The organism is Nonomuraea sp. NPDC000554, assembly GCF_040300065.1.
Lineage (GTDB): Bacteria > Actinomycetota > Actinomycetes > Streptosporangiales > Streptosporangiaceae > Nonomuraea.
In genome coordinates this window covers 32,254-46,121 of record NZ_JBEPDC010000038.1, presented here as the reverse complement: position 1 = coordinate 46,121, position 13,868 = coordinate 32,254, and the positions used below count along the sequence as shown (strand labels likewise).

12 protein-coding genes are annotated in these 13,868 nt (G+C 71.9%); 6 read left to right on the top strand and 6 right to left on the bottom strand.

The genetic code is table 11. The features are described 5' to 3' along the window. Window positions 1–313: 313 nt before the first annotated feature. From ABT294_RS44930 to ABT294_RS44920, 3 genes are all read left to right on the top strand, one after another. On the top strand, window positions 314–1,939 hold the full coding sequence (locus tag ABT294_RS44930) for a carboxylesterase/lipase family protein (protein WP_350812623.1): 1,626 nt from the start codon (window positions 314–316) through the stop codon (window positions 1,937–1,939). A 75-nt stretch (window positions 1,940–2,014) separates the two neighbouring features. Next, window positions 2,015–2,671, top strand: coding sequence for a response regulator (locus ABT294_RS44925; RefSeq protein ID WP_350812622.1), 657 nt, complete (start codon window positions 2,015–2,017; stop codon window positions 2,669–2,671). A gap of 79 nt (window positions 2,672–2,750) precedes the next feature. After that, on the top strand, window positions 2,751–3,890 hold the full coding sequence (locus ABT294_RS44920) for a sensor histidine kinase (RefSeq protein ID WP_350812621.1): 1,140 nt from the start codon (window positions 2,751–2,753) through the stop codon (window positions 3,888–3,890). Between the two features lie 11 nt (window positions 3,891–3,901). Here ABT294_RS44920 and ABT294_RS44915 read toward each other — a convergent pair whose 3' ends face one another. Beyond that, window positions 3,902–4,951, bottom strand: a complete 1,050-nt coding sequence (locus ABT294_RS44915; RefSeq protein WP_350812620.1) for an alpha/beta fold hydrolase — start codon at window positions 4,949–4,951, stop codon at window positions 3,902–3,904. A 559-nt stretch (window positions 4,952–5,510) separates the two neighbouring features. Between ABT294_RS44915 and ABT294_RS44910 the strand changes: the two genes are divergently transcribed. Both ABT294_RS44910 and ABT294_RS44905 read left to right on the top strand, forming a co-directional pair. Beyond that, a complete protein-coding gene (locus ABT294_RS44910; RefSeq protein ID WP_350812619.1) occupies window positions 5,511–6,782 on the top strand; it encodes a sensor histidine kinase in 1,272 nt (423 codons plus the stop codon). A gap of 11 nt (window positions 6,783–6,793) precedes the next feature. Next, window positions 6,794–7,438: a LuxR C-terminal-related transcriptional regulator gene (locus ABT294_RS44905; protein WP_350812618.1), complete on the top strand. Its 645-nt coding sequence runs from the start codon at window positions 6,794–6,796 to the stop codon at window positions 7,436–7,438. Window positions 7,439–7,635: 197 nt separating this feature from the next. Here the strand turns inward: ABT294_RS44905 and ABT294_RS44900 are convergent, their stop codons facing one another. Both ABT294_RS44900 and ABT294_RS44895 read right to left on the bottom strand, forming a co-directional pair. After that, window positions 7,636–8,865 (bottom strand): dipeptidase, encoded by a 1,230-nt coding sequence (locus ABT294_RS44900; RefSeq protein WP_350812617.1) that lies wholly within the window; start codon window positions 8,863–8,865, stop codon window positions 7,636–7,638. A 401-nt stretch (window positions 8,866–9,266) separates the two neighbouring features. Further along, complete coding sequence (locus ABT294_RS44895) at window positions 9,267–10,187, bottom strand: zinc-binding dehydrogenase (RefSeq protein WP_350812676.1); 921 nt, start codon at window positions 10,185–10,187, stop codon at window positions 9,267–9,269. A 106-nt stretch (window positions 10,188–10,293) separates the two neighbouring features. On the opposite strand from ABT294_RS44895, the gene ABT294_RS44890 reads away from it, so the two are divergent. Beyond that, a complete protein-coding gene (locus ABT294_RS44890) occupies window positions 10,294–10,869 on the top strand; it encodes a TetR/AcrR family transcriptional regulator (RefSeq protein WP_350812616.1) in 576 nt (191 codons plus the stop codon). Window positions 10,870–10,924: 55 nt separating this feature from the next. On the opposite strand, the gene ABT294_RS44885 is transcribed toward ABT294_RS44890, so the two are convergent. From ABT294_RS44885 to ABT294_RS44875, 3 genes are all read right to left on the bottom strand, one after another. After that, window positions 10,925–12,169 carry an MFS transporter gene (locus tag ABT294_RS44885; protein ID WP_350812615.1) on the bottom strand — a complete coding sequence of 415 codons (1,245 nt, stop codon included), beginning with the start codon at window positions 12,167–12,169 and terminating at the stop codon, window positions 10,925–10,927. 86 nt (window positions 12,170–12,255) lie between these two features. Further along, on the bottom strand, window positions 12,256–13,008 hold the full coding sequence (locus ABT294_RS44880; protein WP_350812614.1) for an ABC transporter permease: 753 nt from the start codon (window positions 13,006–13,008) through the stop codon (window positions 12,256–12,258). 51 nt (window positions 13,009–13,059) lie between these two features. Next, window positions 13,060–13,839 carry an ABC transporter ATP-binding protein gene (locus ABT294_RS44875; RefSeq protein ID WP_350812613.1) on the bottom strand — a complete coding sequence of 260 codons (780 nt, stop codon included), beginning with the start codon at window positions 13,837–13,839 and terminating at the stop codon, window positions 13,060–13,062. Between the last annotated feature and the right edge of the window lie 29 nt (window positions 13,840–13,868).

The following is a 13,868-nucleotide window of genomic DNA, read 5'->3' as shown; positions in this document are numbered from 1 at the left end:
GGTGCTGTCCGGGCACCGCTACGAAGCGGTCTCCCTGTTTGAGTGGACCAGGCAGATGCACGCCGCTGTCAGCGGCATGGGTCTTCACCGTCGGCGACGACGTGCACGGCTCCGTTCTGCGCGTGCCGGGCTGCGCCACCAAGCTCGTGTCGTACTTCGACACGGGCCGCATTGACCGCGGCTGTGACGGCACCCCTGTACCTGAGAAGTAGTTCCGCCTCGCCTTTCGGCCATGCGGCTGTGCAACAACCTGTCGGAAGCCTGCAACATTCACATCTCACGGCGGGTGCGGGGCCGGTACGAAGCTGGTCGCATGCTTGATAGAAGATCATCGTCGATTCGGCGGCTGCTCGCTCTGGCCGCCGGCGGCTGTCTCACCATGACCCTGTGCGTCGCGCAGGCCGCCGCGCAGCCACAAGCAGCACCGAAGCCGCGGCCGTCGGTCGTGAAGCTGGATTCGGGTCGGATCCAGGGCTCGGATGACGGCACGGTCAGGACGTACTCGGGGATCCGCTTCGCGCAGCCGCCGGTGGGAAGGCTGCGGTGGAAGGAACCGGTGCGGGTCGCACCGTGGCGGGGGGTGGCCGACGCCACCAAGCCCGGCGGGCCGTGCCTGCAGGTGGAGGAGGGTAAGCAGCTCGGTGGGGAGGACTGCCTGTTCCTCGATGTCACCGCGCCGGCCAAGTCGTCGCGCAAGCGGCTGCCGGTGATGGTGTGGTTGCACGGGGGCGGCTTCCTCACCGGCTCCGGCAGCATGTACAACGCCCGGCGGATGGCCGACCAGGGCGACGTGGTGGTGGTGACGCCCAACTATCGGCTCGGGGCGCTCGGTTACCTCGCGCTTCCGGGGCTGCCGGGCTCGGGCACGTTCGGGCTGGCCGACCAGCTCGAAGCCCTGAAGTGGGTGCAGCGCAACGCCGCGGCCTTCGGCGGCGACAAGGACAACGTGACCCTGGTCGGTCAGTCCGCCGGAGGGATCAGCACCTGCGCGCTGCTGACTTCTCCGGCCGCGCGCGGCCTGATCGACAAGGCCGTCGTGCAGTCGGGGTCGTGCCTGCTCGACTGGCCGGCCGGCACCTACGTCCCGGTTCCGGACATGCCGTCGATGACGCCGTACCCTTCGCTGAAGACCAGCCAGGACTTCAGCTTGGCCGCGGCCAAGCAGCTCGGCTGCGCGGCGGGCAAGGAGCTGGAGTGCCTGCGGGCCAAGCCGGTCGCCGAGCTGATGAAGGTGAGCAAGAGTTTCGGCCTCAACCTCGCCCACGGCACGCCGCTGCTGCCGCTCGACCCGGCGCGAGCGGTACGCACGGGCAAATTCCTGCGCGTGCCGGTGATCTCCGGCGCCACCAAGAGCGAGAGCACCGGATTCGTCGCCGGCACCGCGCAGGCCGGGATCCCGGTGACCGCCGAGAACTACCCGACGTTGATGAAGAACGCGTTCGGCGAGCATGCCGACAAGGTGCTGAAGGAATATCCGCTGAGCGACTTCTCCTCCCCCGGCCTGGCCTGGGCGACGGTGAGCAGTGACCGCGGATGGTCCTGCCCGACCTTGGAGGGCGATGAGGCGATGGCCGCCCGCACCACGGTGTACGCCTACGAGTTCGCCGACGCCAAGGCCCCGAACATCTCCGGCCACCCCTCCGACTTCCCGCTGGGCGCCCAGCACGCCAGCGACCTGCCCTACCTGTTCGACCTGGACGGCAAACCATGGGACGGGCTCACGCCCGAGCAGTGGCGCCTGGCGGAGCAGATGATCGGCTACTGGACGTCCTTCGCCCACACCGGCAAGCCCCAGGCCGCCGGCGCACCCGCCTGGCCCGCGTTCACGCCGTCCGGTCAGACCGTCCTCAGCCTGAAGCCCGCAAGCCAGGGCGGCATCGGTCCGGTCGACCTCAGCGGTGAGCACCGATGCGCCTTCTGGCGCGGGCTCGCCGGCTGATCACCGCGATGGCGCCCGGCCCGGGCACGGGCTGGGCGCCACGGCGGGCGATGACGGATGGCAGACTGTGCAGACGTGATCAGGGTTCTGCTGGCCGACGACGACCCGATGGTGCGCCGGCATCTGAAGACGATCCTCGGCTCCAGCGCGGAGGTGGAGGTGGTCGGCGAGGCGCGCGACGGGGCGGAAGCGGTCGAGGAGGTCCTGCGTAACCAGCCCGACGTGGTGCTGATGGACCTGCGGATGCCGGGCGTGGACGGGATCACCGCGACGAGGGAGATCGCGGCGCTGGCCGCGCCGCCCGCGGTCGTCGCGTTGACGACGTTCGAGTCCGACGAGTACGTGCTGCGCGCTCTGGAGGCCGGGGCGGGGGGCTTCCTGGTGAAGAGCACCCCGGCCGAGGACCTGCTCAACCTGGTCAAGGTGGCGGCGGACGGCAACGTTGTGATGTCGCCGGGCGCGGCGCGGAGGCTGATCACGCGGTCGTCCAGGGGCGATGAGCGGCGCGACAGCGCGCGGGCGCTGGTGGGCAAGCTGGCCGAGCGGGAACGGGAGGTGCTGGCCTGTCTGGGCGAGGGGCTCACCAATCCCGAGATCGCGGGGCGGTTGTTCCTGTCGGAGACGACCGTCCGCAGTTATGTCTCCCGTCTTCTGGTCAAGCTCGACCTCACCCACCGCACGCAGGCCGCGCTGCTCGCCCACCAGGCCGGGCTCCTTGACGGGCCCGGCTGACCACGACCCCGCGACGTCAGGCCTGCTGAAGGTGCCCGCTGTGCGTATACCGTCACGTTTGTCCCGGCCGGAGCTCCTCGTGAGCGATCGAAGGATGATGTTCATGGCCGCCGTCGGCGCGGCCGCGCTGCTCGCCGTCCTTCAGATCGTGCTGCACGCTGCGGGGGTGTACGCCGGCGGCGCCGGCTTTCCCGTCGAGCTGGCCCTGAACCTCCTGCTTGACGCGTCCTTGCCGGCGGTGGTCCGCTTCCCTCGGATGGTGGGAGGGCTGGCCATCGCGGTCACGACGGTGCTCGCTGTCGGCGCCAGTCTGGTCTTACCGCGGATCGACCCGATGGTGACGCCTGGGGCGGCCTCGCTCGTGGTGTCGTTCCTGGTCGCCCTGCTGCCCTGGCGGCAGGCGTTCGCCTTCGCCGCGGTCCTGGCGCTGCCGGCGATCCCGGTCTGGTCGCCCTCGTGGGGCAAGCTCTCCACGGCGCTGTCGGCCACCGCCCTGCCCGCGCTGATCGCCCTCTATCTGAGGGCCCGGTATGAGCTGGTGCGCGAGCTGCGCAAGCGGGCCGAGCTGGCCGACTCCGAGCGCCGGCTGCTCGCCGAGCGGGCCGAGACCGCCGAGCGGCAGCGCCTGGCCGCGGAGCTGCACGACATCGTCACTCACCACGTGACCGAGATCGTCCTGCACGCTGACGCGCTGCGTGTCACCACGGGTGACGACGGCGCGCGCGAGGCGGCGGAGCAGATCCGGCGGGTCGGCACGCGCGCTCTCACCGAGTTGCGCGACCTCATGCGTGTCGTCACCACAGGGGCCCGGCCTGTGCCCGCCGGGCGTTCCGACGACGACACCGGCGGTGACCTGGCCGCGCTGGCGGCGGCCGACCACGCGGCCCTGAACGTCGAGGGCGATCCCGGTACGGTGCCCGCAGTCGTGGCCCGCGCCCTCTACCGGGTGGTGCAGGAGTCGCTGACCAACGCCCGCAAGCACGCCCCCGGGGCGCCGGTTACCGTCACCGTCGTCTATCCCGGCGACCGGGCCGACGTCGAGGTGCGTAACGCGCCGCCCCGGCGCAGTGGCGACCCCACGCTGACCGGCGCCGGCTCAGGGATGGGTCTGACCGGGCTCAACCGCCGGGTGACCCTGCTCGGCGGCACCTTCAGCGCGGGAGACGACGGTGAGGGAGGCTTCACGGTCACCGCGAGCATCCCCGCCCCCGCCCCATAGAACACCGAGGGTCATTCGGCGGGGCAGGTGGTGCCCGGCTTGGGCAGGGTCAGGTCGGTCAGATACGCGGTGGCGTGTCGGATCGGGCACTTCTTCTTCGTCAGGTACAGGGCGTGGCCGGGCCCTTCGTAGGCGACGGCCACCGATCCTGGGATCATCTCGGTGAAGCTCTCGGTCCATGCGTAGTCACCCCATGTACTGCCGATGCCCAGGACTGGCGGCAGGCCGCGGGCCGGTAGCGGGCGGGACGGGTTGGCGACCTTCAGCGGCCAGCCCGCGCATGCCAGCGCGTCCATCCCGGCTCCTCCGCCGAAGTTCGGCGAGATCTTCATCGACTGACGACGGGCCTTCCGCAGCTGGGCGTAGCCGGTGTAGCCCCGCTCGTCCCCGCAGCTCATCGCCATGACCCCGGGCAGGGCCCACGTTCGGGTGTTGCCGAGGACGAAGTCGGCGAATCCGGAACCGTCCCCGCGCCTGGCCTTGGCGACCGCCTCGGCGAAGGCCAGCCAGCCTGAGTTGTCCGGCCCCGGGTCGTTCATGAAGCCGATCGCCCTCAGGTGCCATCCGGTGAGCTTGCCCTTGCCGAACTGGGAGGACGTGACCGGGATCGGGTGGCGGTCGGCATCCTGGGTGAGCTTGCGCCATTCCGCCGCGGCGTCCTGTCCGTGCAGGGCGCAGGCAGGGGTGGCCGCGCACCAGGTGGTGAACGTGGTGAACCCTCGTTCCCGGGCGGGATAGGTCCGCAGTTGCTGGTCGGGCCATCCGAGGACCTGATTGATCACCCCGTCGAGGTACATGGCGCGGATGCGGTGCGGGAACAGGCGGGCATAGGCGCCGGCGGCCACTCCTCCGTAGGAGTTGGCCATGAAGCTCAGCCGCTCCTCGCCCAGGGCCTGGCGGACCGCTTCCATGTCCTTGGCGACCGACAGGGAATCCATGTGGGCGAACAGACCGGTTCTGTCCGCTTTCTGGCACGCTTCGAAGGCTTTGGTCATCGCCGTGGCCTGCGTCGTGTACTCCTTGCGGTTGCGGGGGTCGGACAGTGACGTCGCCGGTTGCATGCAGGAGGGCGGCACCTGATCGAGCCATACCCTGGTGCGGGGTTTGTAGGCGACGATGTCGAACCTGCGGCCCAGGTCGGTGAGGTCGCCGCGGCGCGCTTCAGGTCCTCGATCCCGTCGGCGCCGGGACCGCCGGGGATGCCCAGGACGCTGCCGATGCGGCGCGCAGGTTCGGTGGCCGGTAGCCGGGCCAGGTCCAGTTTGATCTTCGTGCCGTCCGGTTCGGCCCAGTCGACGGGCACCTCGATCTCGGCGCACCGCATGCCTGCGAGTGCGCCCTGGCCTGCGCAGTCCCGCCAGGTCGGCTGCACGTCCCGGGTGGCGGACGCCGCCGGGGCCGTTCCCGTGAGTGTCGCCGCCGTCACACCGATGACCAGCCACGTGGTCCTGGCACGCCGGTGCCGCTGTTTGGTCTCCATCATGATGATCACTGTGCCGACGCCGGATGGCGGGCCACCACCGGGACATCCTCCGTTCCGGCTTCGGGATGTCCCCCACGGGCCGTCCGTCAGGTTGTACGGCGTACGGTCGTGATCGATGTCATCGGGCGAGGAGGAACGTGAGCAGGCAGGCAGAGGACGACGGCTTCGGCCCGTGGCGCGCGCTGATCGCCGCTCCTGCGCGGGCACGGGCGCGGCGCGAGCTCGCCTATGCGCTGATGATGCCGTTGATGGCCGGAATCGGCCTGGCCCATGTCGTTCTCGTGTGGGTGAGCGTCCTCATGACGGCGAATCTCGTCGGAGTGCCGATGCTGGCCCTGAGCGTGCGGGCGGGCAGAGGGCTGGGCGCGGCCAACCGGTGGCTGGCGCGGGTGCTGGCCGGGGTGCGGGTGCCCGATCCTGCCCCGTTCCGCTCCGCGCCGGGCTGGCTGAACTGGCTCGGCGCGGCGCTCGGCGACGTGACGGGATGGCGCGCCGTCCTGCATGGGCTGATCCGGCTCCCGGCGGCCGTCGCCGCCGTCGCCGTCGCCGCCGGGTTGTGGGGAGGTGGCCTGCTCCTGCTCGGCTGCCCCCTGTGGTGGCAGTCCTTCGCCTGGGCCGACCTGTCTCCCGGCAACTGGCCGGGTGCGCTGCTGATGAGCGCGGCAGGACTGGCGCTGCTGCTCCTGGCTCCGTGGGGCGTCCGCCTCGTCCTGGCCCCTGAACGCGTGATCGCCCGGGCCCTGCTCGGGCCGGGTCCGGGCGACACGCGGATCCGCCGGCTGGAGCAGGCGCGGGCGTCGGCCATGGACGACGCGGTCGCCAGACTCCGCCAGATCGAGCGGGACCTGCACGACGGGACCGCGGCACGGCTGGTGACGCTGGCCCTGAGCCTGGGCATGGCGCAGGAGGAACTCGAGCACGCCGGCGATCCTGACCGGCTGGAGCGTGCCCGTGCGCTCGTCGACGGCGCTCACCGCAGCGCCAAGGAGACGGTGGCCGAACTGCGTGACCTGATCCACGGCATCCACCCTGCCGCGCTCGACAAAGGGCTGGAGACCGCCCTGGCCACGCTCGCCGCACGGAGCCCGATCCCGGTCCGGCTGCAAGCCGATCTGCCCGAGCGGCCGGCTCCGGCCGTCGAGGCCATCGCCTACTTCTGCACGGCGGAACTGCTCGCCAACGTGGCCAAGCACAGCGGCGCCCGACATGCCGCGGTCGACGTCCGGGCGACAGGCGGCCTGCTGACGCTGCTCGTCGGAGACGACGGCGGCGGCGGCGCGGCGATGGACACCGGATCCGGCCTGCGCGGGCTGGCCGCCCGGGTCGGGACGTTGGACGGCACGATCGGCATCCGCAGCCCGGCAGGAGGGCCTACGGTGATCACTGTCGAACTTCCCCTGCACCTGTGAACGGACCGCGCATGCGCATCGTGATCGCCGAGGACGCCGTGGTGCTCCGGGAGGGCCTGTGCATGCTGCTCGCCTCCCGCGGCCAGGAGGTGGTCGCCGCCGTGGGCGACGGCGACGCGCTGCGGGCGGCCGTGGCGGAGCACGGTCCTGACATCGCCGTGGTCGACGTGCGCATGCCGCCTTCTCACACCGACGAGGGCCTGCGGGCCGCGATCCGGATCCGCCGTGACCATCCGGGTACGGGCGTGTTGATGTTCTCTCAGTGCATCGAGACGAGTTACGCCGCCCAGTTGCTCGCCGGGGGCGCCCACGGGGTGGGATACCTGCTGAAGGAGCGTGTCGCCGACGTCAAGGATTTCCTGACCGCGCTCGAGCGGATCGCGGCCGGGCAGACCGTCCTGGACCCGGAGGTCGTCACCCAGATCATGGGCGCCAGCCACCGCACGGAGGCCCTGGGCGCGCTCACCCCGAGGGAACGCGAGGTGCTGGCCATGATGGCGGAGGGGCGTTCCAACAACGCCATCGCAGGCGCGCTGTTCCTGTCGTACGGCTCGGTGGAGAAGCACGTGACCCAGATCTTCACCAAACTCGGCCTGTCTCCGTCGGAGCACGACCATCGCCGGGTCCTCGCCGTCCTGCGCTACCTGCAGGGCTGAAGCGGTCTGCAGGCGCCCGTCGGCCTGACGATCCCCCGCGGGCCGAGTCAGTCGTTCACCCAGTACGACAACGCCTTCTCCGCGGCCGCGCCGAGCAGGTCGTTCCCCGTGACCAGGCCGATCGGGACGCCCGGCGACGCGGCGTAGAGGCGTTGACCTCAAGCTCGCCGACCGGCCTGCCGGCGCCTCCAGTCCGTCTACTTGCCGGGCGGCCGGGACGGGGCGTCGATGCGCGCGAGGCTGGGCCCACGCTGTTGCCGCAGGTCCCTGGCGGTGGCCTCGGCGTCGCGCAGCACTCGCAGCACGTTCCGGCCGGCCAGCTTGGCCAGGTCCGCCTCGGACCAGCCGCGCTCAGCCAGGGCGGCGAACAGCCGCGGATAGCCGCTCACGTCTTCCAGCCCGCGGGTCAGCATGTCGCACCCGTCGTAGTCGCCGCCGATTCCCAGATGGTCGATGCCGGACACGTCGCGCATGTGCTCCAGGTGGGTCACCACATGCTCGATGGTGACGACGGGCCTCGGGTGCGTCGTCGCCCAGCTGGCCAGGAACTCATGGAGTGCGTCGAAGTCAGCGGTCTCGACGCCGATCGAGCGAGCGGCGTCGACGGCGGCCAGACGCCACTCCCAGTAGTCCTGGGAGACGAAGTCGGGCGCGAAGATGGCCATGCACACCCCGCCGTTGGCCGCCAGGGTCTGCAGGACGTCGTCGGGGACATTGCGCGGCGCGGAACAGATCGCGCGCGCCGAGGAGTGCGAGAAGATCACCGGCGCCTGGGTGACCCGCAGGGCGTCGCGCATGGTGTCGGCCGAGACGTGCGACAGGTCGACCAGCATGCCGAGCCGGTTCATCTCCCTGACGACTTCCTCGCCGAACGCGGACAGGCCATGGTTGACCGGCTCGTCGGTGGCGGAGTCCGCCCAGGGGGTGTTGTCGTTGTGGGTCAAGGTCATGTAGCGCACGCCCAGGGCGTACAGCATGCGCAGCGCCCCCATCGAGCAGTCGATCGAATGGCCGCCCTCGGCGCCCATCAACGAGGCGATCCGCCCGGAGGCGAAGATGCGTTCCACCTCCTCGGCGGTGGTCGCCAGGGCCAGGTGGTCGGAGTAGCGGCGAACCATGGCGAGCACGCAGTCGATCTGCTCCAAGGTGGCCGTGACCGCGTGCCCCGCAGGCAGGGAGGAGGGGACGAACACCGACCAGAACTGCCCGCCGACCAGCCCGGCCGCCAGCCGGGGCAGGTCGGTGTGGGTGTGCCCGGAGGTGTCCCCGCTGATGTCGAGCCGATCGAAGTCGTAGTCGACGAGGGTGCGGGCCGTCCAGGGCAGGTCGTTGTGCCCGTCGATCAAGGGGTGCTCGCGGAGCAACCGGGTGATGGCGGCAGCGCGGTGCGGCGACTCGGGCAAAGCGGTGTCGGCGGTTCTTTCCATGCCGATGAGCCAACCACACGTGACAGGGGCGGCGATTGTGGGCCTGGACGAACTTCCGTGGCAACGCTTGGAGATGCGCAGACTCACGCGGGCGGGACTCCTCGTGCTGATCCGGAACGGCCCGGGTGAGGCTGCCGGGACGCGATCAGGCGCGTCCCGGCAGCGCGGGGCAGGTGAGCGTGTCAGGCCCGGCGAACCGGGCGGTGGAGCGCCCTTGATGTGCGGACGGGCAGCTGACGGAAAGGGAGGTGGCCGCGCTGGTCGAGGAGGCGCACCGGCTCGGATACCGGGTGGCGGCGCACGCCTCCACCGGTCCCCTCCATCCGTCCCAGGAGGACCGGATGTCGAACAGCGTGCAGAGCTTCTGGTCGTGCCGGGCGCCGTGCCTGCCCGGGGGCGGGTCAGGCGGCCTTCGCCGGTTCCACGTCCAGGACCGCCTTGCCCGCGATGCGTCGCTCGAGCAGCGCCTGGGCGGCCTCGGTGACGCGCTCCCAGGAGCCGCGCCAGTCGACCTCCGGTGAGAGCCTGCCGTCCGCGGTGAACGTGAGCAGGGTGGCGAGGTCGGGCCCGACCTCGTGGACGTCGCCGAAGGTGCTCATCGTCTTGGCCGGGCCGACGAAGAACAGCGAGTACGGCTCGAAGACCGCCGGCTCGTCGGAGGCCCAGCCGATGTTCTGCACTCCCCCGCCGGGTGCCAGCAGCTGCCAGGCGGCGGCCAGCTGCGGTCCGCCGACGTTGTCGAGGATGAGGTCGACCGGCTGATCGACGCCCTCCAGGCCGATGACCACCTCGTGGGCGCCCAGCTCGGTCAGGCCGTCGGCGCGGGCCGCCGACCCCACCGAGGCGATGACGTGGGCGCCGCCCAGGGCCGCCAGCTGGACCGCGTAACGTCCGACTCCCCCGGCCGCGCCGGTGATCAGCACCCGCCGGCCGAGGATGGAGCGGGAGCGCAGCGTGCGCAGCGCGGTGATGCCGGCCATCGGCAGCGCGGCGGCGTCGGCCAGGTCGACCTTGCCGGGGACTTCGGCCACCGCGCCGGTGTCGACGGCCATCCGCTGTGCCCACGCGCCGGCGCCGAACGCCGCGACTGTGGTGCCCACGGCTGGGCCGGTGCCGTCCTGGGCGGCACGCACGACGACGCCGGCGGCGTCGTAGCCGTGCACGGTCCCGGGCGGTCGCCGGCCGGCGAAGGCCACCTCGCCGCGGTTGAGCGAGATGTGCCGGACGTCCAGTACGAGCTGGTGCGGGGCCGGCCGGGGTTCGGGGGCGGTGCCGAGACGCAGCGAGCCGGGGGCGCCGGGATCGACGACGAGCGCGCGCATGTCCACGGAGAACTCCTCTGCTGGAGGGACGAAAAATCCGGACTGCCGGTCCGGTTGATGCACGGTAACATATCCGGACCGACAGTCCGCAGAAAGGGTGCTCACGATGGCCGAACAGCGCACCGAACGCGCCGACGCCGTCCGCAACCGCCGGGCGGTGCTGCGCGCGACCGAGCGGCTCCTGGACGAAGGCGGCGGCGAGCACGTGTCACTCGACCGCGTCGCCGCCCTGGCCGGGGTCGGGAAGGGCACCGTGTTCCGCCGCTTCGGCAGCCGCGCCGGACTGCTGCAGGCGCTGCTGGAGGACAGGTCCCGCGAACTGCGTGACGCCGTCACGCACGGCCCCCCGCCCCTCGGGCCCGGAGCGCCCGCCCGGCAGCGGCTGCTCGCCTTCCTCGACGGGCTCGGCGCGATCGCCGAACGCAACGCCGTCCTGCTGGCCGCGCACGAGCAGGCCTGCGCCGAGGACAAGTACGCGGACCCCAGCTACCGGTTCTGGCACCGCCATCTCAGCGACCTGTTCGCCGACGGTCGCCCCGACCTCGACGCCGGCTTCCTGGCCCACGCCGTGCTCGCCGTCTTCGACGGCGACCTGATACGCCACCTGACATCGCCCGGCGATCCCCGCCGCTTCACCCGTTCCGTCCAGCAGATGGCCACGGCGCTGCTCGGAGGCGACTGATCGCGGGAACCGGAGGTGGCCGCCCCCGCCAGGTCGGCGGGCGGGCCCTGGCCGGTCAGGAGGAGCGGTGGACGGCCTCCTCGGTCGCGGCGACCACGGTAGCCGGGGGCGGCGATGGAGACGTGGTGCGCCGGGTGAAGGCGGGCAGCAGCGCGAAGGCGAGCACGGCGCACAGCACCCCGCCCGCCGCGCAGGCCGCCCACAGGGCCGAGACCCCGAAGAGCGCGGCCCCGGCGATCGGCCCGCCGAACCTGGAGATCGCATCAGCCCACCCGAACATGGCCTGGTAGGTGCCGTGTGAGCCGTCCGGGGTGATGTCGGCGATGACGGTGACCTCGAAGGCGGCCATGCCGATCTCGCCCGCCGACCACAGCGCCACGGTCACGACGTACTGCCAGGGCTCGGTGGCCGGGCCGCTCAGCGCCAGGCCCGCGCCCAGCAGCGCCATCGACAGGCCGAGGACGGGAAGGCGGCGAAAGCGCGACAGCCACGCCACCGCGATCGGCTGGAAGATCACGACGAGGGCCGCGTTGAGCGTGATGAGCAGCCCGAACAGCGACGGCGGCAGGCCGTCGGCGGTCAGCTCGAGCGGCAGGCCGATCCGGACCTGGGTGTAAAGGGTCAAGCCGAGCGCGATCAGCGCCACCACGCCGAGCAGCAGGCGGTCGCGCACCGCGCCGGCGTAGCCGATCCGCTCGCGGCGCCGCCTGGGGCTCGGGCGGTCGCGTGGCACCCCGACGGCCACGATGACGGCGAAGGTCACGCTGGTGGCGGCGTCCAGGACGACCAGGATCCAGTAGCCGTGGGCCAGCAGCAGCCCGGCGACCGCGCCCGACAGGGCGGCGCCGACGTTGAACGCCCAGTGCATGAGCCCGAACGCCTTGGGCCGCTGCTCGGCCGGGGTCATCTCGGCCACCAGCGCGGAGGCGGCGGGCCGGTACACGTCGCCGGCCAGCCCGAGCGCGGCCGCGGACGCGACGAGCCAGGCCAGGTTGCCCGCCAGCCCGATCATCGTCAGGCAGGCCGCCGTGGACAGCAGCCCGCCGACCAGCGTGATCCGGCGGCCGAACCGGTCGGCGAGGTAGCCGCCCAGGGCCTGCCCGGCGAGCCCGCTCAGGCCGTAGACCGCCATCACGGTGGCGATCTCGGTGGGGGCGTAGCCGCGTCCGCCGAGGTAGAAGACGAGGAAGGGCAGCACCACGCCGCCGAACCTGTTGACGAGCTGGCCGCAGAACAGCAGCCAGAAGACGGTGGGAAGCCCGCCGAACAGGGCGCTCGCGCCGCGAGAGAGCGTGGTCATGCCGACCACGGTGCGGCCGGGCGACGGGAGCGCGCGACAGATTCGGCCGGAGCCGAATCCACGCCGGGTGCCAGCCGGCGGGCGGGTCAGGCGCGCGGCCGGTGGAAGAGGCGGGCGCCGCCCAGCAGGCAGACCAGCGCCAGCGCCAGGGTGACGGCGGCCCCGGCGGCGACGGTGCCGTTGGCGTAGTGGCCGAGGAACACCTGGCGTACGGCGTCGACGGTGTAGCGGAACGGGACGACGCGGGAGGCGGCGTCCAGCCAGCCGGGGGCGAGGCTCATCGGCAGCAGCAGGCCCGACAGCAGCATGAGCGGCATGCCGGCCGTGTTGGCGATGGCGGCGAACTCCGGCGGCGTCGAGACGTTCATGGCCAGCCCGTACGACAGCGCCGACAGGGCCGCGGCGAGCACGGCGATGAACGTCAGCCCGATCAGCACGCCGGGCAGCGGGGCGCGCAGCCCGAAGGCCAGGCCCAGCAGGACGAGCAGGACCGACTGCACGACGAGCTGGACGACGTCGCGCAGGACGCGGCCCAGCAGCAGCGCCAGCGGGCTGACCGGCGTGACCCGCATGCGGTCGATCACGCCGAGGTTGCGGTCCATCAGCAGGCCGAGCCCCACGAAGGAGCCGCCGAGCAGGGCGAGCTGGACGAGCACGCCTGGCACCAGGTTCTGCCAGGACGAGCCGCTGACGCCGAGGTCGAGCCTGGTCAGCAGCGGGCCGAACAGCGCCAGGAAGAGCAGCGGCTGGAGCATGCCGAACAGCAGGTTGGTCGTGGAGCGGATCGTGGCACGCAGGTAGCGGCCGAAGATGACGCCGGTGTCGGTGAGAAGGGTCATGGCTCTGCCTTGAGTGGTCGGCGGGGGGTGGTCGGCGGGGTGGTCGGCGGGTCAGATGGCGATGGGGTCGTCGGCCGTGGTGCGGCCGGTGATGGACAGGAAGGCGTCCTGGAGGCTGGCGGCGGGGTCGCCGGTGAAGCGGGTCTTGAGGTCGCTGGGTGAGCCTTCGGCGACGATCGTCCCGGCGTCGACGACCACGATGCGGTCGGCGAGCGCGTCGGCCTCGTCCAGGTAGTGGGTGGTGAGGAAGATCGTGGTGCCGCGTTCGGCGCGGATGCGGCGGATCAGGTCCCACAGTTCGGCGCGGCTGCCGGGGTCGAGCCCGGTGGTGGGCTCGTCCAGGAAGACCACTTCGGGGTGGTTGACCAGGCCGAGCGCGATCTCCAGGCGGCGGCGCTGGCCGCCGGACAGGGCGGCGGTGGGGCGGTCCATGAGGTCGAGCAGGGTGAGGTCGCGGGCGAGCTCCTCGGCGCGCTCGCGTGCCGCGCCCTTCGGCAGGCGGTGCAGACGGCCCTGGGTGATCAGCTCTTCGCGGACGTCGCAGGCCGGGTCCAGGCCGCCCGACTGGGCCACGTAGCCGATCCGGCGGCGCACGCCCATGGGGTCGCGCAGCAGGTCGTGCCCGGCGATCTCGACCTGCCCGCCGCTGGGCGGCAGCAGGGTGGTGAGCATGCGCAGGGTGGTGGTCTTGCCCGCCCCGTTGGGGCCGAGGAAGCCGAGGATCTCGCCGCGCTCGACGGTCAGGTCGATCCCGCGGACGGCGTGCACGGGGCCGGTTTTGAGGTGGAACGTCCGGGTCAGGCCCTGGGCGTGGATGACGGGTGTGGACATGGCGACGATAAAAACACAGTCCATAGCAA